Origin of the sequence: Hymenobacter segetis, assembly GCF_038448715.1 — a bacterium.
Classification (GTDB): domain Bacteria; phylum Bacteroidota; class Bacteroidia; order Cytophagales; family Hymenobacteraceae; genus Hymenobacter; species Hymenobacter segetis.
Window position 1 is genome coordinate 103,684 of record NZ_JBCEVZ010000001.1, and the last position, 18,438, is coordinate 122,121.

Here is an 18,438-nt window from a genome sequence, read left to right on the forward strand (position 1 = left end):
TGAAGCGAAGTAGCGAGGCGATTTAGAATACATTTGGAAGATTTGGCGTTTTGTGAAAAATAAGTGAGGGAGTGCTTACTTATTTGATTTTTAAGCTGAGGCGAAAGCTTGTCATCCTGAGCGCAGCGAAGGACCTTATCACGCTGGCATGATTTGCTCAAATGTGATAAGGTCCTTCGCTGCGCTCAGGATGACAGCCTTTATAGATTCATCGACTCCCGAACGGCGCTACCTTGCCCCTCATTCCCATCTATTCCCATGAAACTGCTTCTCGTCGAAGACGAACCGGCCCTGCTGGCCAGCGTGGTGAGCTACCTGCAAGCCCAGCACTACGTGTGCGAAGTGGCCACCACCTACGCCCAGGCGCAGGAAAAAATGCTGCTCCACGACTACGAGTGCATCGTGCTCGACCTCACCCTGCCCGGCGGCGACGGCCTCGACCTGCTCCGCGAGCTGCAGCGTCACCACAAGGCGGCCGGCGTCATCATCACCAGCGCCCGCGCCGGGGTCGACGACCGCATCACCGGCCTAGAGCTGGGGGCCGACGACTACCTGCCTAAGCCCTTCTACCTGCCCGAGCTCAGCGCCCGCATTGCCGCGCTGGTGCGCCGCCGCCACTACCAGGGAACGAACTTATTGCAAGCCGGCGAGCTGGCCGTGGACGTGCCCGCCCGCCGCGCCGCCGTGGCCGGCAAGGCGCTGACGTTGACGCGCACCGAGTTCGACCTGCTGCTGCTGCTGCTGGCGAATCAGGGCCGCGTCATCACCAAAGGGGCCATTGCCGAGCATCTTTCCGGCGACGCAGCCGAGCAGTTCGATACGTTTGAAAACGTGTACGCCCACGTCAAAAACCTCAAGCGCAAGCTGACGGAGGCGGGCGCGCCGAACTACATTCGGATGGTGTACGGGCTGGGGTATCGGTTTGAGCCAAACTGATGAAAGCACGACAACTCCCCTCCTTGGATAAGGAGGGGATATTTTAGCGCAGCTAAAATTGGGGTGGTTTGATTCGTTGAACGACTCGCGCCTGGTTCGTTCGGGTGTCGTTCAACGAATCAAACTACCCCCGTTCGAGCCCTTGGCTCGAACATCCTCTCCTCGTCTGAGGAGGGGAGTTTGATGTTCAATGCTCCTCATGAAGCTGCTGGCCCGCACCACCGTCATTTTTCTGATTTATGCCAGCGTGGTGGCGGCGGCGGGAACGTTCGTGTACTTCCACTTCATCCGCAAAATCTACTACGGCTACGTGGACCGGACCCTGAGCCGGCGCAAGCTGCGTGTGGATAACGACCTGCGCCTCTACCTGCGCTCGCCCGCTGATTTGGAATTCTGGCACCGGCTCGACCACAACGTGGAATTTGTGCCGCTGGCCGCGCCCGGGCCGCCGGCTGCCTTCAGCGTGCGGATGATGTACAATCAGCTGGTGAAGAAAACGGTGCCGTACCGACAGCTGGCCGCGCCGGTGATGTTTCAGGGGCGCCCCTACCGATTGGAATTGCGCACCACCATGCTCGATAGCCAGGAGCTGCTGGCGCGTATCGGGCAGGCGGGGGCGCTGCTGTTTGGGGCGCTGCTGGTGGGGCTGCTGGTGCTGCAGCACGTGCTGGCGCGGCGGCTGTGGGCTCCGTTTTACCAAACGCTGGGCGAGCTGCAGCGCTACAAGCTCGACCAGCCCGAGCCGGTGCACCTCGCGCCCACGCGCATCCCCGAGTTCAAGGCGCTGAACGCGGCCATCGGGCGGGTGCTGAGCCGCAACCAGCGCATCTACCACCGCCAGAAGGAGTTTACCGAAAACGCGGCCCACGAACTGCAAACGCCCCTGGCCATCCTCCGCACCAAGCTCGATATGCTGGTGCAGGCCCCCGGCCTCACGGAGGAGCAGGCCGGCCACATCGAGCCGCTGCTGGACGTGACGCAGCGCCTCACCCACCTCAGCCGGAGCCTGCTGCTGCTGGCGCACCTCGACCAGCAGCTATTCTTCCCCACCGAAACCGTGGACCTGGCCGCCGCCATCCGCGCCCAGCTGGGGCAGCTGCGCGAACAGCTGGCCGGGGCCGGCCTCATCCTCGCCACTGACTTGGTGCCCACGCTACCGGTGGCCGCCAACCGCTCGCTGATTGATATTCTGGTGAGCAACCTGCTCAGCAACGCCATCCGGCACAACGTGCCCGGCGGGGAAGTGCGTGTGGTGCTTACGCCGGAACTATTGACGGTGGAAAATACTGGCCGCCCCCGCGCCCTGCCCGCCGACCAGCTCTTCGTGCGCTTCCGCCCCGGCCCGGAGCGCCCGCCCGGCAGCGTGGGCCTGGGCCTGGCCATTGCCCGCCAGATTTGCGAGACCAGCGGGTTTTTGCTGAGCTACCATTATGAGGAGCCGGGCCGGCACCAGATGCGGGTGCGGATGTAGCGCGGACTTTGTAGTCCGCGTGCCCGCGGAAACCCAAGCGGCGCAGCGGCGCGGGCTACAAAGTCCGCGCTACAGCAGCCCGCTCATCTCCTCCAATATTGCCTCCCAGTTTTCCAGATACAGCATGTGGCCCTGGCCCGGCAGCAGGTGCAGGGGGGCGCCGCCCAGTCGCTCGGCCAGATAGGGAATATTGCCCGGCCCCCACACGCCGTCGGCCTGGCCGTGCCAGAGGCGCATGGGGGCACGCACGTCCTCGATGCGGAAGCCGGGCGGGCGGCACCAGGCTTGCGCGTCATCATACACGCCCCGGCCGTGGTTGGCGAAGCCGGCCACCGCCGCATCGCGCAGCAGGGCGCGGTGCCGGTCCGTGACGCGGGCCTCGGCCGGGCGCATGCCTCGGATAAACCAGTCAATCGTGCGGTCGGGGTGGCGTTGCCATTGCTGGCTGAGCCAGAGGAAGGTGGTCCGGTTCAGCCAGGGGAAGCCGATTTGGCCCCAGCGCAGGGCCTTCCAGAGGGGAGAAAGGTGCCGGTAGGCGGCCCGCTCGCCCAGCGGTAGGCAGGTGCTGAGCAGCTGCCCGGCCGCCACCCGCTCCGGATGCCGGGCCGCCAGCGCCAGCGCGTGCACCCCGCCCACGGACCAGCCCATCACGCCCACCGGCCCGCGTATTTCCAGCGCATCGAGCATGGCCACCACGTCATCGGCAAAGGAAGGAAACGTGAGGGGCCGGTACACGCTGGACCGGCCCACGCCGGGCCGGTCGGGGGCCAGAATCTGGAGCTGCAACCGGGCCAGCAGAGCCGCATCAGCCGGCAATTCCAGCCCCGAGGAGCCGAAGCCGTGGTGAAACACCACCGCCCGGTGCGCGGGGCTGCCGTAGCGGGTGAGGCCCAGCGTACGGCCGTCGGGCAACAGGACAGTGAGCGGGGTGGGGCCGACGGCGGGGTACTCAGGCATGGCCGAAAGTACGGCCGCCGGGCCGGGTGGTTTTACTCGACAACCAGCCGGCTGGTGGCCGTGCCGCAGCGCACGAGGTAGAGGCCGGGCACGAGGCCCTGCACATCGAGCGTGGCGGTGGTGGCGCGGGCGGGCAGCTCCTGGCGGCGCACCGTGCGGCCCAAGTTATCGAGCAGGAGCAAGGGGCGAGGAGTAGCCGTTGCTTCGGGACAGCTCAGGCGCACCTGGGCGGTGGCGGGGCCCTGCCCGGTAGGGCCGTGCCCGGCAGGGTTGGGGGCCAGGGTGAAGACTTCGGCCGGCCGGGCGGCGCGGGCGGCCAGGGATAAGTTGCTGACGCGGGCCACGTAGCCGGCCTTGTTGCCGGTGCTGAGGGCCAGCTGGCCAAAGCGGGCCGAGCCATTGAACTGGCCCCCGATGGTGGCATTGCCGTTGGGTTCCAGGGCCAGGCTGGTGGCCTGGTCTTCGTTGGGGCCGCCAGCCTGCGCCGCCATCAGCCACTGCCCGGCCGCGTCGAGCCGCCCCACAAACACATCTGCGCCCCCGGCGCTGTACAGCGTGGTGCTGCCGAAGCTGGCGGAGCTGCCCCCGACGGAGCCGCTCGTACTGGCCGCGCCAAATGTGCCCGCCATCACCAGGCTGCCGGTGCCGTCCAGGGCCAGGGCCGTCACGATGTCATCGCCGGCCCCCCCCAGGCGGGTGGCCTGCGTCCAGAGGCCGGCGGGGCTGAGCTTAGCCACAAACCCGTCGGTGCCCCCCGGCGAGGTGAGCACGGTGCTGCCAAACGTGGCCGTGGGGGCCAACCAGCCGCCGAAGCGGCCGCCCACGTAGGCGTTGCCCGCCGCGTCCAGGGCCAGGGCCATCCCGGCATCGGTGCCCTGGCCGCTGGCCTGCACGGCCTGCGTCCACTGGCCCGTGGGGCTGAGGCGGGCCACGTACACATTGCTGGTGCCGGCGCTGGCCAGCAGCGGGGTTTGCCCAAACTGCATCAGCCCGAAAAAGCCGCCGGTGAGCACGGCCTCGCCGGTGGGCATGAGGCGGAGGGCCTGCACATCGGCCCCTTCCACGGTGCCGGTGCCGATGCCCAACAGGGCCTGCGACCACTGGCCGGCGGCACTGAGGCGGGCCACAAAAACGGTGGGGCAGGAGCGCACCGTGCCGTTGATGGCCGTGAAGTTGGGCAGGCCGGTGAGGGTGGTGCCCCCGATGGTGATGGTGGCGCGGGGGGTGGGCGTGAGGCCCAGCTTGTAGAAGCTGCCCGCCAGCACGGCGTTGCCGGCGGCATCCACGGCCAGGGCACTGGGCCGGCAGTAGTCGCTGCCCGGCAGCAGGAAGGCCTGCGTCCACTGCCCGGCGGCGTTCAGGCGGGCCACGAAGCCGTCCTGCCGGCCCACCGAGGTAAGCGTGATGCTGCCAAAGGTGGACGGTTCGGAGATGGCGACGGTGTTGTTCGTGGCCCGCGGCAGGTAGCCCGCCACGGTCACCGTGCCGGCCGCGTCCACGCCCATGTCCAGCAGCACATCGCCCGAGGGGCCGCCGCCGCTCACGGCCTGCACCCACTGGCCGGCGGGGCTCAGGCGGGCCACAAATACGTCGCTGCCCAGCGTGGTGCCCGCACCGGTCAGGGTGAACGGGCCCAGCGTGAGCGTGCCCCGAAAGGTGCCCGCCACCACGGTGGTGCCGTTGGCCTCCACCACGGTTTTGGCCACGATGGGCTCCAGGGAGCTGACATTGCTCTGGTTGGCCTGGCTGACCCATTGCCAGTTGGGCTGCTGCGCCCGGGCCGTGCCGGCCAGCAACAGCAGCAGCCACAGCGCCCGCAGGCGGAGGGTAAAAGGTAGCATCATTGGAAAGGAATGTTATCGGGTTAAAGAAGGCGCGAACCGGCGGTTCATCAACCGGCGTGCTATTCACCTGAAAAGATTACTCCACCACCAGCCGGCTGGTGGCCGTGCCGCAGCGCACGAGGTAGAGGCCGGGCACGAGGCCCTGCACATCGAGCGTGGCGGTGGTGGCGCGGGCGGGCAACTCCTGGCGGCGCACCGTGCGGCCCAAGTTATCGAGCAGCAGCACGGGGCGCGGGGCGGCGGTGGCCTCGGGCCAGGCCAGGCGCACCTGGGCAGGGCCGTGCCCGGTAGGGTTGGGGGCCAGGGTAAAGATTTCGGCCGGCAGGGCGGCGCGGGTGGCGGTGGCCAGGCCCGCGAGGCGGGCCACGAAGGCCGACGAGTTGGGGGAATTTCCGCTCAGGGTGAGGGGGGCAAAACGGGCCGCGCCGGTGATGGCCCCGGCCACCGTCACGTCGCCGTTCGGGGCCAGGGTGGTGGCCAGGGCATAGTCATCGAGCTGGCCGCCGGCCGCCACGGCCTGCGTCCACTGGCCGGCCGTACTGAGCCGGGCCACGAACAAATCCTGCCGCCCGGCACTGGCCAGGGTCGTATTGCCAAAGCTGATGGGGTGGCCCATCGGCGGGGGAGTGGGGGTCGAGTCGAGGCCGAAATAGCCGACCACCGTGGCAGTGCCGGCCGCATCTACCGCCACAGACCGGGGCACATCGCTGCCGGGGCCGCCGGCCTGCACGGCCTGGAACCATTGCCCCGTGGGGCTGAGGCGGGCCACAAACACATCGGACCCGCCGGCCCCGGTGAGCGTGGTGCTCCCGATGCCGACCGTGCCGCCCGGGGCGGTGGTGGTGATGATGCCGGCCACCACCACGTTGCCGGCCGCATCCAGGGCCAGGGCCTGGCCCTGGTCGCTGGTCGGGCCACCAGCCCGGACGGCCTGGGTCCACTGCCCGGCGGCGTTCAGGCGGGCCACAAACACATCGGCCCCGCCCGTACCCGCATTGACGAGGATAAATGGATTCGGGGCCTCGATGCGCATGTTGCCGTAGAACCAGCCCGTGACCACGATGCCATTGGCGGCATCCACGGCCACGGCCCCCACCGACGTGTTGTTGGTGGGCGCGGCACCCCCCGCCTGCACGGCCTGCGTCCACTGGCCCGCCGCGCTGAGCCGGGCCACGAAAACGTCCTGCGAACTGCCGGACGTGAGGGTGGTGGTGCCAATGGTCAGCACATTGGTAAAAGTGCCGGCCACCACGGCCTGGCCCTGGCCATCCAGGGCCAGAGCCTGCGCCTGGATGATGCCCCCGGTGCCCAGGCGCAGGGCCTGCGTCCAGGCACCCGCCGGGCTGAGGCGCGCCACAAAGGCATCGACGAAGCCCCCGCCGCCGGTGAGCACGGTGGAGCCGAAGGTGGCGGAAGCCAGTGGCTGGCCCACGCCGTAGTTGGTGAAATGGCCGATGATGGTGACCGTGCCCGTGGCGTCCACGGCCAGGCCCGTGATGCTGTCGTCATCGGGCCCGCCGGCCCGCACGGCCTGCGTCCATTGGCCGGTCGGACTGAGCCGGGCCACGAACACATCGTAGCGGCCCGCACTGACCAGCGTGGTGGTGCCCAGCGTGAGCGTGCCCGTGAAGGAGCCGCCTACTATCGTATTGCCGCCGGCATCGGCCACCATGGCCGTGGCATAAGACGTGGCATTGGCGGAGGCCACGCCCTGGCTGGCCCACTGCCAGGTGGGCTGCTGCGCCCAGGCCGGCCCAGCCAGCAGCAATAGAAACAACAGCGCCCGCAGGCGCAGGGTAAAGGTTTTCATAAACAAGCGTGGAAAGGAAGGTGGAATTTTTTCAAAGGTAGCCCGGCGGGTGGGGGCTTGGCAGAGCTCTGCCGAGGGGTACAGGCCAGCCCGGACCCCTCGGCAGAGCTCTTTTTAGGGGTCCGGGCGCGGCCGGCCGCCTCGGCAGAGCTCTGCCAAGCCCTCCGGCCGCGCCCGGACCCCTAAAAAGAGCTCTGCCCGGCACTCCGGTCGTGGCCGGGGCATCGGGCAGAGCTCTGCCGAGGGGTCCGGACTCGGCCGGACTACAAAACAGAGAATGTTTTCTCGTTCCTGTGCAATTTAGCTGGCCGGATGGGCTGGGGCGGGCAATGCGGGCAGGTTGCCATCGGCCGCCGCCCCCACGGTGTTGGGGAAGGGGAAGAAGCTGTAGGCCACCTCAGGGTTTTCGAAGTACTCGTGCAGCCGCCCGGTGTAGGCGCGGTAGAGGCCGAGGCACACCTTGAGCTCTTCGGCATCGACGGCGGCGCTGCCTTCCTGGCGGGTGGCGTGGTCGGTGACGCGGCCTTCCAGCGCATCTCTCAACAGCTTGAACTGGGTTTCGGCTTCTTTGGTGTCCACCTTGGTTTGGTTGCTATAGGTGGTGCCAATGCGGTCGAGGTAGTACCTGGCGCGCTTCAGAATGTTGGTGTAATCGGCCTGATACAACGCATCCATGCCGCCGGGAAAAATATCGATGCGCTCGGCCTGGTTGCGGTCCGGGAACGCCGGAAACACCTTGGTGGTGTTGGTGAGCTTGGCCCAGGCCAGAAAGTTTTTCACGGCCGTGCGCAGCGTGGCCGCCGTGGCCGACTTGCCCTGCTCGCCGCGCTGCCCGTGGGCGGTGCGCAGGCCCTCCACCAGGGGCGCGAGGTAGGCAATATCGTCGGCGTGGGCGGCGGCATCGCGGTTCAGGTTGGCCAGCACGGTATCGGCGAAGGCCAGAAACTCGTCGTCGCTCAGGGCGGCGCACAGGGGGATGAAGAAATTGTGGAAGTAGGTTTTGTGGGTCATCCGAAGTTGGGAGAAAAGATGATGAAAAAGGAATTTGTGGGGCCAAGGTAGGGGAAAATAACAGTTAGCCTACCCCCGGAACGTCATGCTGAGCGGAGCGCAGCGGAGTCGAAGCATCTCTACCGCGCAACTAATCTGTTTACTGCTGCGGTAGAGATGCTTCGACTCCGCTGCGCTCCGCTCAGCATGACGGTTTTGCATCGTCCCAATCCGCCCCCACTTCTCCCTTTCCATTCCTCTTTCGCCCTCTTCCCCATGATAGTCAACTCCACGCCCGCCGGCTGGCAAATCATCTACCAGCAGGCCCACGCCCTGCTGGCCGCGCAGCTCGCCTGGCACTGGCCGCCCACGCTGCCGCCCGATAAGTGGGTGGGCCTGCTGGCCGCCATCGCGCAGCACGACGACGAGCAGGCCGCCTGGCGCGGCCACGGCGGCCACCACGGCCTCACCGCCGCCGGTGCCCCCGCCAACTTCACCCAAAAAGCATTCTCGATGGAGCAGGCCGCCGGCGTGCTGGCCGCCGCCCGCTTCCAGGGGCGCTGGCGCAGCCTCCTCACCAGCCTGCACCTAAGCTGCCTCTACGAACACCTGCGCGGCCAGCGCAAGGAAATCGACGGCTTTCTCGATGACCTCAAAGCCCGCCAGCAGCAGTGGCAAAAAGAACTCAAGGCTTCTCGCAAAGAAGCCGCCCAGGCCTACGCCCTGCTGCACTGGTGCGACCGCCTCTCCCTCATCCTCTGCCGCCACGAAATCCCGGAAATGGGCCGCGCCGTCGAAATCCATCGCGGGCCGGACGGCACCACCCACACCCTGGCCCAGCCCGCCGGCCCCGGCGGCCCGGTCATCATCACCCCCTGGCCGTTTCAGGCCAAGGAAATCGAAGTGAGCGTGGAGGCCAGCGTGCTCACCCAGCTTCAATATAAAGACGATGCCGAGCTGGCCGCCGCCCTGCGCGCCGCCCCGGTCGAGACGCTGCGCTGGACGCTGGCGTGCCCGTAGCGCGGACTAAAAGTTGGCGCTACGGTCCCCGCCGCGCCAACGCTGGCCCGGCCCGGCCGTACTAGCAAGCGCACTCCCGCTTTTCGGCATTCCCCTTTCCAGTTCTGCATGGCTACGCACTACAAGTTTTCTGATGTTCTCGCCGTCCTCAAATCCTCGGCGGGCGAGTTCAGCAACAACAACTCCTTCCGGCACGCGGCGGCGCTGTCGTACTACACCATTTTCTCCCTGCCGCCGCTGCTGCTCATCGTCATCACCGTGGCCAGCGCCGCGTATGGCGGCGAGGCCCTCACGGGCCAGATATACGGGCAGCTGAAGGGCCTGGTGGGGCCGGATTCGGCCAAATTCCTGCAGGACAGCATTGCCAAGTTCACCCTGCAGCAGCGCGGGCCGGTGGCCACGGCCATCGGGGTGGGCACGCTGGTGTTCGCGGCCACCACCTTCTTCGTCACCCTCCAGGAAAGCATCAACGACATCTGGAACCTGAAGGTGAAAACCACCGGCATCGGCATCGGGGCGTTTCTCAAGCAGCGGTTCCTCTCGTTTGGGCTGATTCTGAGCGTGGCCCTGCTGCTGCTCATCTCCTTCGTGGTGAGCGCCGTGCTCAGCGCCTTCACCGGCTGGCTGTCGCGCCAGATTCCCGAAGCCGGGGTCATTGCCATCAAGCTGGTCGATTTTACGCTCTCGCTGGGCATCACCACGCTGCTGTTTGCGCTCATCTACCGCTTCCTGCCCGATGCCATCATCCGCTGGCGCGACGTGGGCGTGGGGGCCTTCATCACGGCGCTGTTGTTCGTGATTGGTAAGTTTCTCATCGCCTTCTACATCGCCAAGTCCGACCCCGGCTCGGCTTTCGGGGCGGCGGGCTCGGCCATCGTGCTGCTGCTGTGGGTCAATTATTCGTCGCTCATCATCTTCTTTGGGGCCGAGTTCACCCAGGAGTTTGCCGATGCCTTCGGCCAGAAAGTGCAGCCCAAAGCCCACGCCGTGCGCGTGCGCCTGGAGGAAGTGGCCCCCGGCGAGTCGGACGAGGAACGGGCCACCGGCCGCCCCCGCAGCACCGGCAAGTGGAAGTCCTGAGCGCCCCTGCCGCTGTCGCCAAGCCACAAAAAAGCCCGCCCAGCTATGCCGGACGGGCTTTTCAACTTTCGGGCGTGAACCCCGCAGTGTGTTCTTAGAACGCGATGCCGAACGTGATGCCCGTGCGAATGCCGAAGCCCTTGAAGGTGCCGGCATCGAGCGTGCCCGTGTTGGAGCCGTTGCTCTTGTAAGTCACCGAGCCGCCGTTGTACGACGGGCCCAGGAACGTATCGAGCGAGAAGCGCTGCTTGAAAATCCACTGGTGGCCGATAAGCACCCCGCCCCCGAACGTGTCGAGCGACGCTTCGTCGGTTTGCGATTGGTAGGTGCCGCTGCCGCTGCCCGTGTACACGTAGCTGTCGTGGGTGTCTTTCAGCGTCAGGTTCTGGTAGCGCAGGAAAGGCGCTACGTAGAAGCCCTGCATGGCCTCTTTGCTTTCCGACAGGTAGAAGCGGTACTCCGGCGTGATGGCGAAGCCCGTAATTTTCGTGTCATTAATGCTCCAGTTCGTGAACAGGGCCCCCAGCTGAATGCTGCTGTTGGGGTTCAGCTTGTGCTCAAAGAAGAACGAGCCCGTTTTCACGATGGGGCTCAGGATGTTCACTTTGATGTTGTTGGTTTGGGCCGAAGCCGAGCCGGCTGCCAGGAGCAGGCCGGATGCAAGTAGTAGCTTTCTCATGCAATTGTAGAAAAAAGTGGAAAAACGGTATCCGACAAAGGTATACTGCTGCATTCGAATAGTCACTACTTAAAAGGCAAGGCCGAATTAAAAAGCAATGCCGAAGGTGGCTCCGCCCCGGAAATCGTAGCTGTTGTTGTTGAGGTAGCCCACAAAATCGCCCTTCCGGGGCGTGTAGCCCGGCTGGTTCGACGAGGTGCTGGTGAACGTGTAGCCGGGGCCGGTGAAAATATCCAGCGAAAAGCGCTTTTTGAAAATCCAGTGCCGGCCCACCACCACGCCCAGCCCGAAGGCCGAAAGCGAGGATTCATACTTCTGGTTGTAGCCGCCGCCGTTGTTGTTGGCGATGTAGCTGGTGCCGGTCTGGCTCAAGTACTGGTAGCGCAGGTAGGGGGCCACGTAGAAGCCCTCCAGCGCCGGGTGCTTCTCGGAGAGGTAGAGGCGGTACTCCGGCGTGATGGCGAAGCCCGAGGTGCTGCGCCCGTCGTAATAGCCGTTCGGGTTGAAGCTGTAGTTGCCATCTTCCTGATAGCCAAAAGTGCCCGACAGGCCCACCTGCACGCTGCTCGACTCGCTGAGCTTGTGCTCGAACGACAGGGCCAGGGTGTTGATGATGGGCTGAAAGATGTCAACCTTCACGGCGTTATCCTGGGCGTGGGCGGCCCCGGCCATGAGCAGCAGGGCGGGCAGGAGTAGGGTTTTTTTCATGGGATTTGAAGGAAAGAAAATGAGGGAGGAAAGAAAACAGGAGATACAAAACTACGGCCGCGCGCACATGATGCCGACGGCTGCGGCAGGGTTGCACAAGTGCGAAAAAGCAAATGCCCCGGCTCAACTTCTGAGCCGGGGCATTTATTGTGGGTGGCGGGGTAGGCAGTGCCGGCAGCCTACGCGGCCGTCTTCTCCTCCTTCACGGCCAGTTGCCCGCAGGCCGCGTCGATGTCCTTGCCGCGCGAGCGGCGGATGTTGGTTTGCACGCCGCGGTCGGCCAGGTACTTGTGGAAGGCGGTGATTTTGTCGGCCTCCGCGTTCTGGTAGTCGGCGTTTTCGATGGGGTTGTACTCGATGAGGTTGATTTTGCAGGGCAGCCACTTCGAGATTTTGAGGAGGTGCTCGGCATCGTCCAGCCCGTCGTTGAAACCGTCGAATACGATGTACTCATACGTGACTTTGCGGCCGGTTTTCTGGTGGTAATACTGGAGGGCTTCCTTGAGCGCGGCCAAGGAGTTGGCCTCGTTGATGGGCATGATTTCGTTGCGCTTGGCATCGGTGGGGGCGTGCAGCGAGAGGGCCAGGTTGGCCTTCACGTCGTCATCGGCCAGCTTTTTAATCATCTTGGCAATGCCGGCCGTGCTGATGGTGATGCGGCGTGGGGCCATGTTCAGGCCATCGGGCGCGGTAATGCGGCGCACGCTTTCCACCACGTTGGCGTAGTTGAGCAGCGGCTCGCCCATGCCCATGTACACGATGTTGGTGAGCGGCGTGCCGTACTGGCTTTCGCACTGCTCCCGAATGCGCACCACCTGGTCGTAAATCTCGGCCGCGTCGAGGTTGCGCTTGCGGTCCATGTAGCCCGTGGCGCAAAACTTACACGTGAGCGAGCAGCCCACCTGGCTCGAAATGCAGGCCGTCATGCGCGTATCGTGCGGGATGAGTACGCCTTCCACAATGTTGCCATCGTAGAGCTTAAAGGCCGATTTGATGGTGCCGTCGTTGCTGAGCTGCTTGTTCTGCACCGTCACGCCGTTGATGACGAAGTGCTGGTCCAGCAGCTCGCGGGTGGCCACCGAGATGTTGTTCATCTCCTCAAACGTGGCAGCGGTGTTCTTCCACAGCCACTCGGTTACCTGCTTGGCACGGAAGGGCTTCTCGCCGTGCTCCACCATAAAGGCCTTGAGCTCGTCGGGCGAGGTTTTGCGGATATCACGCTTTTTAGCAATGGGGGCGAGGGGCAATTCTAGCAGCATAGTGCAAAGATACAAGCGAGTAGGGCGATGGGTTCCCGGGGGCGGTGAGTTTGCCTCCGGCTGTTTGGCATTGCGCGTTCAACGGCCCCGGTGACTCGCCCGATATTCCCGCAAGCCATCCGATGGCCCCGCAAGTCATCCGATGACTCCGGTAAGGCGTCCGATGGTCCCGCAAGTCATCCGATGGCTCCGGTAAGGCGTCCGATGGTCCCGGTAGCTCGTCCGACGGCTCCGCAAGTCATCCGATGGCTCCGGATGACTGTCCGATGGCCCCGGAAGGCTATCCGATGGTGCCGCAAGTCATCCGATGGTGCCGGTAGCGCATCCGACGGGCCTGGCGCCCGGTAGCGCTACTGCAATTGCGCGGCCAGCTCCGGCGGCAGCGGCCGCAGCTTGCGCAGGTTGTAATCGAAGCAGAGCATACCGGTTTTGGCGCGGGCCACTTCCTTGCCAGCCTGATTGTGGACGTGGTAGACCACGTCGAAGCCATATTTATTGAGGTCGTTGCCGGCCATCTGGATGCGCAGCACGTCGCCGTGGAAGGCCTCGGCCTTGTATTCCACGGCCACATCCACCATGATGAGGCCGAGCTTGGTGACGGCATCGTAGTCGTTGGGCAGGCCGATGGAGCGCAGGAAATGCACCCGCGCCTCGTGCAGCAGGCCCAGCAGGGCATCGTTGCCGAGATGCCCGCCGTAGTTGAGGTCGGTGATGCGGACCGGGATTTCGGTGGCGAAGGAGAAGGTATCGGGCAGGGCTACTTTTACGCGGGGCATTTTTTCACTGAAGAATTAGGAATGAAGAAGGAAGAATTCCCTGACGAGCCAAAGGTAGAAGTGCGCGTGACGGCCGACGGCTCGCCTACGCTCTTTGTGCCGGCCCTGAACGAGCATTACCACTCGCAGCACGGGGCGCGGCAGGAGTCGGCGCATGTATTTATCGAGGCGGGCCTACGTCCTCTGTTAGAAGCAGGCATGGGCCAAGCGCAACCGCTACGCTTGCTCGAAGTGGGCCTGGGCACCGGCCTCAACGCCCTGCTGACGCTGGAAGCCGCACAAGCGGCCGGCGCGGCTGTGGCCTATGATGGTTTTGAAACCTATCCACTGCCGGCCGAAACCGTCGCTGTGCTGGCTTCGCAGTGGCAAGATGAACCGATGCTGGCTACGGCATTTGCCCGAATGCACACCATGCCCTGGGGCTTGCCGCTTATGATAGCGCCGGAATTTTCACTGGCCAAAGTGCAGAAGCCCATTCAAGCCGTTGCCCTGCCAGCTAATCATTACGACCTCATCTACTTCGATGCCTTCGCTCCCGAAAAACAGCCCGAGCTGTGGACAGAAGATATTTTTCATAACCTCTACTATACCGCCGCGCCCGGCGCGGTGCTGGTGAGCTACTGCGCCCAGGGCCAGTTCCGGCGCAACCTGCGCGCCGCCGGCTGGCTGACGGAGAAGCTGCCCGGCCCCCCCGGCAAGCGCGAGATGACGCGGGCGTGGAAGGAGTAGGGGAGGAGGGTAGGAAGGGTGAGTTGCACGTCATGCAGAGCGCAGCGAAGCATCTTTACCGCGTAAGTAATTCAATCAATTGGGTTAGTATTGAGGTAAAGATGCTTCGCTGCGCTCTGCATGACGTTCTTTAGCTTTTCCCTCTGCTAACTCACCAATTCACCGTTTTGTCCCGCAAATTTCTCGATATCGAAAGCCCCGGCTGGGTCACCGATGGCCTCATCAGCGAGGCGCAGCGGCAGCAGCTGCTGGCCCGCTACCCCCAGCAAGCGCCTGCCCTGGGCCTGCTCCCCATCCTGGGCAGCGTGCTGGTGGGCCTGAGCGGCCTGAGCGTGGTAGCGGCCAACTGGCAGGGCCTGCCGGCCGCCCTGCGGCTCGCGCTGCTGCTGGGCAGCTTGGTGGGCAGCTACGCCGCCGGCAGCTACTTCCTGCGGCGCGGCAACCCCGACTTGGGCCACGGCCTCATCGGGCTGGGGCTGATTTTGTTCGGGGCCAGCATCATCCTCACCAGCCAGCTTTACCAGCTGGTGGGCTACGATGCCAGCGGCCTGCTGGCCTGGGTGATAGCCGGCGGGGCTTTGAGCTACGTGTACGGCTCGCGGCTGCTGGTGCTGCTCACGGTGCTCATCGGGGCGGCGGTGCAGACGTACTGCGTCGAGTCGCTGGGGATTTTCAGCTACGTCACGGCCTGGCTGGTGGTGGGCGGCATGGGCTACTACTGGTGGCGGCGGCCCGATACCGTGAGCGCCACCGTGCTGGCCGTGGGCTTGTTGTGGCAGGCGGGGCTGTTCATCATTGTGCAGCATTCCAAAATCACCTGGTTTTTCGTGCCCGCCATGCTCATCTACGCGGCCGGCGACTGGCAGCCCAACCGCGCCGGCGGGCGGGCCTTGCAGGTGCCGTCGCTGGTGGCGGCGTATCTGTTCATGTTCGGGCTGGCCATTTTTGGCGAAGCCGATGCTTATGCCAACATCCTGCGCCCGCCGCTGCTGCCCTACCTGGGGGCGCTGGCGGCGGTGCTGGCCGTGTCGGTGGCCGGCAAGCGGGCGCGGGGCCGCCTCGCCACGTTGCCCGAGTGGCTGCTGCTGCTGCCGGGGTTTTACCTCTCGGGCGGGCTGTCGTTGGCCGTGGCCACGCTGGTGGTGCTGTATGCCCACGCCGGCTCGGTGCTGGCCCGCGCCAACCGCGACCACGACCCCGAGCAACTCACCATCGGTGCGGTGCTGTTTGTGGCCGCCACGGCAGTGGCCTACTTCAAGCTCACCTGGGGCTTTATGGATAAGTCGCTGTTTTTCCTGCTTGGCGGCGTCCTGCTGCTGGCCCTGAGCTGGTACCTGCGTCGCCGTAATGCTCAGGTGCTGGCTGCCGCTGCACCGCCGGTAGCCCAGCAGGCTGGCACGCCGCCGCTTCCAGCTGCCGCATCCGAAGCCTCCGAGCCAACTCCTAATTCATAATTCAACATTCATAATTATCGAATGACGGACCTGCTCTCCTGGTTTTCCGCCCCGGCGCGCCGCCGCCCGCTGCTGCGGGCGCTGGTGGCCGCGCAGGTGCTCTACGTGCTGGGCGTGGCCGGCGCGGGCTACGCCACCACGGCCCTGGGCCAGCGGATAATCCTGGCCACCACGCCCCTCGACCCCAAGGATTTGCTCTACGGCGACTTCGTGCGTCTGCACTACGCCATCAGCGACAATCCGCTGAGCCGCTGGCACGGCGAGGGCGCGCCCACCCGCCGCCAGGCCGTGTTCGTGCTGCTGGCTCCCGGCCCCGACAGCCTCAGCACCGCCGTGGGCGTGTACCCCCAGGCGCCCACGCCCGGCGCGGGCCAGGCGGTATTGCGCGGCTGGGTCACGGATGTGTACCGGGGCTCGTTTGCCCTGCGCTTCAACCTGGAGCGCTACTACGTGCCCGAAGGCAGCGGCCTGCGCCTCGAAAAAGCCGGCCGCCTGCACCCGCTGCGGGTGCGCGTCAGCATCGCGCCGTGGGGCCAGGCCCGCATCACGGGCGTGGATGCGGCGTTGAAGTAGCCGGAATGGATGAAGCAAAAAAGCCCGGTGTGCTGAGCACGCCGGGCTTTTTTGCTTTGCAAAAGTTTTGCTCCGCTATTGAATGCGGTAGGTAACAGGCACGGTAAACGATACGCTCACCTCGCGGCCATTTTGCTTGCCGGGGATGAATTTGGGCAGCGTTTTGATTGCTCGCATGGTTTCCTCATCCAGCCCGGAACCCAGGCCTCTCACCACTTTCACGTCTGTCACATCGCCTTTGGGGTCCACGGTGAAGCTCACGAATACCTTGCCTTCAACCCCGTTTTGCAGGGCCTTGGCCGGGTAGCGCACCGACTTCTGAATAGCGGCTACGATGGCGGCCTGGCCCCCACCGCCGGGCAACTCAGGCATTTGCTCCACCGACACGTAAATTTTTGTGTCCACTACGCCGTCGGTGGCAGCTGGGCGCTCTACCTCTTCCAGTGGCGCAATGTCGACAGCAGTAACGCCTTCCGTGGTAACGGCCGCTACCGTTGCCGTGGCTAAGGCTTGTTGCTCAGGCACCTCTTCCGTCACGCGGTCATCAGGCGCTACCACGGGCGGCGTAAATCGAATGGTAGCTACGTGGATTGGTTGGGCCGGCGGGGCCACCGGCGGCGCGATAGGCGGGGGAGGCAGCACCTTCGGGTCGAGCGGCGGGGCAATAGGGTCTGCCGTGAAGGGGTGCGTCTGCACTTCCACTACGTCCTCCTTCAGCAGTTGCGCCAGCAGCGGAAACACCAGCAGCAACGCCAGCATGGCCGTGGCGATAATCAAGGCCCGCGTCATGTGGCGCTGGTAGAGGGCACGGAGCTCGTAGGCCCCGTAGTGGCGGTTGCGACCATCGAACACGATGTCGTCGAGGCTGGCCGTGGCCAGCTGGGCATTGTTCATCATAATGTGGCGGTTTTGAGAAGGGTTAAGTCATCCTGAGTAATCTTGACCAAGGCGTATTTTGGCTGATGCACGATGTTCATCTCGTCGAGCACGTCAATCATGTCCTGGTATTTCGAGTCGGCCGAGGGCTTGATGAGCACCACCAGGCCCGGCTGTTGCCGCATGCGGGCGATTAGCGCCGGGCGCAGGCCATCGGGGGCGAACGAGGTGGTCTTCAGCTCGGGCACGGCGGCGGTTTTGTCCTGCGGCGCATTCAGCCCGAAGAAATAGTGCACCCGGTGGTTTTTGCCCAGAATGATGGTCATGGACCGCGAGGGGGCTACCGACGTGGGCTCCGTGCTCTTCACCGGCATATTCAGGTCCATCGCGAAGGGCTTGGCGAAGGTGGTGGTGAGCATGAAGAAGGTGAGGAGCAGAAACGCCAGGTCCACCATCGGGGTCATGTCGATGCGGGTCGACATCTTCTTCGCTCGTCGTTTGCCCGGCTTCGCGGAGCCGGCGGATTGCTGCTGGATTTCGGCCATGGGTTCTGTCCTGAAAAGGTGAAAGATACCCGAGCAACGCAGCGCGTTATAGCCTTATTGTGAGAATATTATGAATAATAATTTATTCTCAACCCCTATACTAAATAGCTTAACAGTACGTTTTCACTAGATGCCTCAAAACCGCCACACCCCGCCCGGCGTGATATAGGCCGTGAGCGGCACATCGGTGGGCAGCACGTCGGCAATGGCGGCCACGGGCGCATCGTCCAGCACATTCAGACCGATGAACTGCGTGCCCGGCCGGCATTGGGCCAGAAACCGGTCATAAAAGCCGCCGCCGTAGCCCACGCGGTGGCCAGCGCAGTCCACCGCCAGCAGCGGCACCAGCACAGCATCGAAAGCGGCAGCGGGCACTTCTGTTTCGGCAGTAGCGGCGGGCTCAGGGATGCCCCAGCGGTTGGTAAGTAGCGGCGTGGCCGGTGTCAATTCATAGTGACGCAGCGAGATGCCGTCGGCCTGTACCACGGGCGCGGCTAGGCGCACCGCCAGTTCCTCAGCCCAGATTCGATGAATAATCGGCCAAGTGTCCGGCTCATTCCGTTTGGCCAGCGGCAGAAACAGATGTAGCCAGCGCCACTGCGCCACCGAGAACTGGTGGAATAACTGGTCGCAAAGCTGCTGGCTACGCTGCGCGATTTCGGCAGGTGGCAGGGCCTGGCGGCGGGCGAGGGTGGCGCGGCGCAGAGTGGCTTTATCCTGCATCGTAGCGT

Annotated in this window: 18 protein-coding genes; 7 read left to right on the top strand and 11 right to left on the bottom strand. The window is 64.8% G+C overall.

What is annotated here, in order from left to right; translation table 11 throughout:
- Window positions 1–258: 258 nt before the first annotated feature.
- Window positions 259–936 carry a response regulator transcription factor gene (locus AAFH49_RS00340; protein ID WP_342295116.1) on the top strand — a complete coding sequence of 226 codons (678 nt, stop codon included), beginning with the start codon at window positions 259–261 and terminating at the stop codon, window positions 934–936.
- Between the two features lie 199 nt (window positions 937–1,135).
- A complete protein-coding gene (locus AAFH49_RS00345) occupies window positions 1,136–2,407 on the top strand; it encodes a sensor histidine kinase (RefSeq protein WP_342295117.1) in 1,272 nt (423 codons plus the stop codon).
- Between the two features lie 69 nt (window positions 2,408–2,476).
- Here the strand turns inward: AAFH49_RS00345 and AAFH49_RS00350 are convergent, their stop codons facing one another.
- The 4 genes from AAFH49_RS00350 to AAFH49_RS00365 form a co-directional block, all read right to left on the bottom strand.
- The gene (locus tag AAFH49_RS00350) at window positions 2,477–3,364 is read right to left on the bottom strand and encodes an alpha/beta fold hydrolase (RefSeq protein WP_342295118.1); all 888 of its coding nucleotides are present in this window, start codon (window positions 3,362–3,364) and stop codon (window positions 2,477–2,479) included.
- Between the two features lie 32 nt (window positions 3,365–3,396).
- Entirely contained in the window at window positions 3,397–5,208 is a 1,812-nt protein-coding gene (locus tag AAFH49_RS00355; RefSeq protein ID WP_342295119.1) for a hypothetical protein, read from the bottom strand.
- Window positions 5,209–5,284: 76 nt separating this feature from the next.
- Complete coding sequence (locus AAFH49_RS00360; protein ID WP_342295121.1) at window positions 5,285–7,018, bottom strand: hypothetical protein; 1,734 nt, start codon at window positions 7,016–7,018, stop codon at window positions 5,285–5,287.
- Window positions 7,019–7,318: 300 nt separating this feature from the next.
- On the bottom strand, window positions 7,319–8,029 hold the full coding sequence (locus AAFH49_RS00365; RefSeq protein WP_342295123.1) for a hypothetical protein: 711 nt from the start codon (window positions 8,027–8,029) through the stop codon (window positions 7,319–7,321).
- A 255-nt stretch (window positions 8,030–8,284) separates the two neighbouring features.
- Between AAFH49_RS00365 and AAFH49_RS00370 the strand changes: the two genes are divergently transcribed.
- Together AAFH49_RS00370 and AAFH49_RS00375 are read left to right on the top strand one after the other, a co-directional pair.
- A complete protein-coding gene (locus AAFH49_RS00370) occupies window positions 8,285–9,028 on the top strand; it encodes a DUF3891 family protein (protein WP_342295125.1) in 744 nt (247 codons plus the stop codon).
- Between the two features lie 108 nt (window positions 9,029–9,136).
- The gene (locus tag AAFH49_RS00375) at window positions 9,137–10,108 is read left to right on the top strand and encodes a YihY/virulence factor BrkB family protein (protein ID WP_342295127.1); all 972 of its coding nucleotides are present in this window, start codon (window positions 9,137–9,139) and stop codon (window positions 10,106–10,108) included.
- A 94-nt stretch (window positions 10,109–10,202) separates the two neighbouring features.
- Here AAFH49_RS00375 and AAFH49_RS00380 read toward each other — a convergent pair whose 3' ends face one another.
- The 4 genes from AAFH49_RS00380 to AAFH49_RS00395 form a co-directional block, all read right to left on the bottom strand.
- The gene (locus AAFH49_RS00380; RefSeq protein ID WP_342295129.1) at window positions 10,203–10,787 is read right to left on the bottom strand and encodes a DUF3575 domain-containing protein; all 585 of its coding nucleotides are present in this window, start codon (window positions 10,785–10,787) and stop codon (window positions 10,203–10,205) included.
- Window positions 10,788–10,874: 87 nt separating this feature from the next.
- Window positions 10,875–11,495: a DUF3575 domain-containing protein gene (locus tag AAFH49_RS00385; protein ID WP_342295131.1), complete on the bottom strand. Its 621-nt coding sequence runs from the start codon at window positions 11,493–11,495 to the stop codon at window positions 10,875–10,877.
- Between the two features lie 179 nt (window positions 11,496–11,674).
- Complete coding sequence (gene rlmN / locus AAFH49_RS00390) at window positions 11,675–12,754, bottom strand: dual-specificity RNA methyltransferase RlmN (RefSeq protein ID WP_342295133.1); 1,080 nt, start codon at window positions 12,752–12,754, stop codon at window positions 11,675–11,677.
- A gap of 350 nt (window positions 12,755–13,104) precedes the next feature.
- Complete coding sequence (locus tag AAFH49_RS00395) at window positions 13,105–13,530, bottom strand: thioesterase family protein (protein WP_342295135.1); 426 nt, start codon at window positions 13,528–13,530, stop codon at window positions 13,105–13,107.
- Window positions 13,531–13,551: 21 nt separating this feature from the next.
- Here AAFH49_RS00395 and mnmC2 point away from each other — a divergent pair, with 21 nt between their 5' ends.
- From mnmC2 to AAFH49_RS00410, 3 genes are all read left to right on the top strand, one after another.
- Window positions 13,552–14,259, top strand: coding sequence for a tRNA (5-methylaminomethyl-2-thiouridine)(34)-methyltransferase MnmC2 (gene mnmC2, locus AAFH49_RS00400; protein ID WP_342295136.1), 708 nt, complete (start codon window positions 13,552–13,554; stop codon window positions 14,257–14,259).
- Window positions 14,260–14,426: 167 nt separating this feature from the next.
- Complete coding sequence (locus tag AAFH49_RS00405; RefSeq protein ID WP_342295139.1) at window positions 14,427–15,713, top strand: DUF2157 domain-containing protein; 1,287 nt, start codon at window positions 14,427–14,429, stop codon at window positions 15,711–15,713.
- 21 nt (window positions 15,714–15,734) lie between these two features.
- Entirely contained in the window at window positions 15,735–16,286 is a 552-nt protein-coding gene (locus AAFH49_RS00410; protein ID WP_342295141.1) for a GDYXXLXY domain-containing protein, read from the top strand.
- A 75-nt stretch (window positions 16,287–16,361) separates the two neighbouring features.
- On the opposite strand, the gene AAFH49_RS00415 is transcribed toward AAFH49_RS00410, so the two are convergent.
- The 3 genes from AAFH49_RS00415 to AAFH49_RS00425 form a co-directional block, all read right to left on the bottom strand.
- Entirely contained in the window at window positions 16,362–17,183 is an 822-nt protein-coding gene (locus AAFH49_RS00415) for an energy transducer TonB (RefSeq protein ID WP_342295144.1), read from the bottom strand.
- Entirely contained in the window at window positions 17,180–17,707 is a 528-nt protein-coding gene (locus tag AAFH49_RS00420) for an ExbD/TolR family protein (RefSeq protein ID WP_342295147.1), read from the bottom strand. Before AAFH49_RS00420 ends, AAFH49_RS00415 begins: the two co-directional genes overlap by 4 nt.
- 135 nt (window positions 17,708–17,842) lie before the next feature.
- On the bottom strand, window positions 17,843–18,430 hold the full coding sequence (locus tag AAFH49_RS00425) for a 5-formyltetrahydrofolate cyclo-ligase (protein ID WP_342295149.1): 588 nt from the start codon (window positions 18,428–18,430) through the stop codon (window positions 17,843–17,845).
- Window positions 18,431–18,438: the final 8 nt, after the last annotated feature.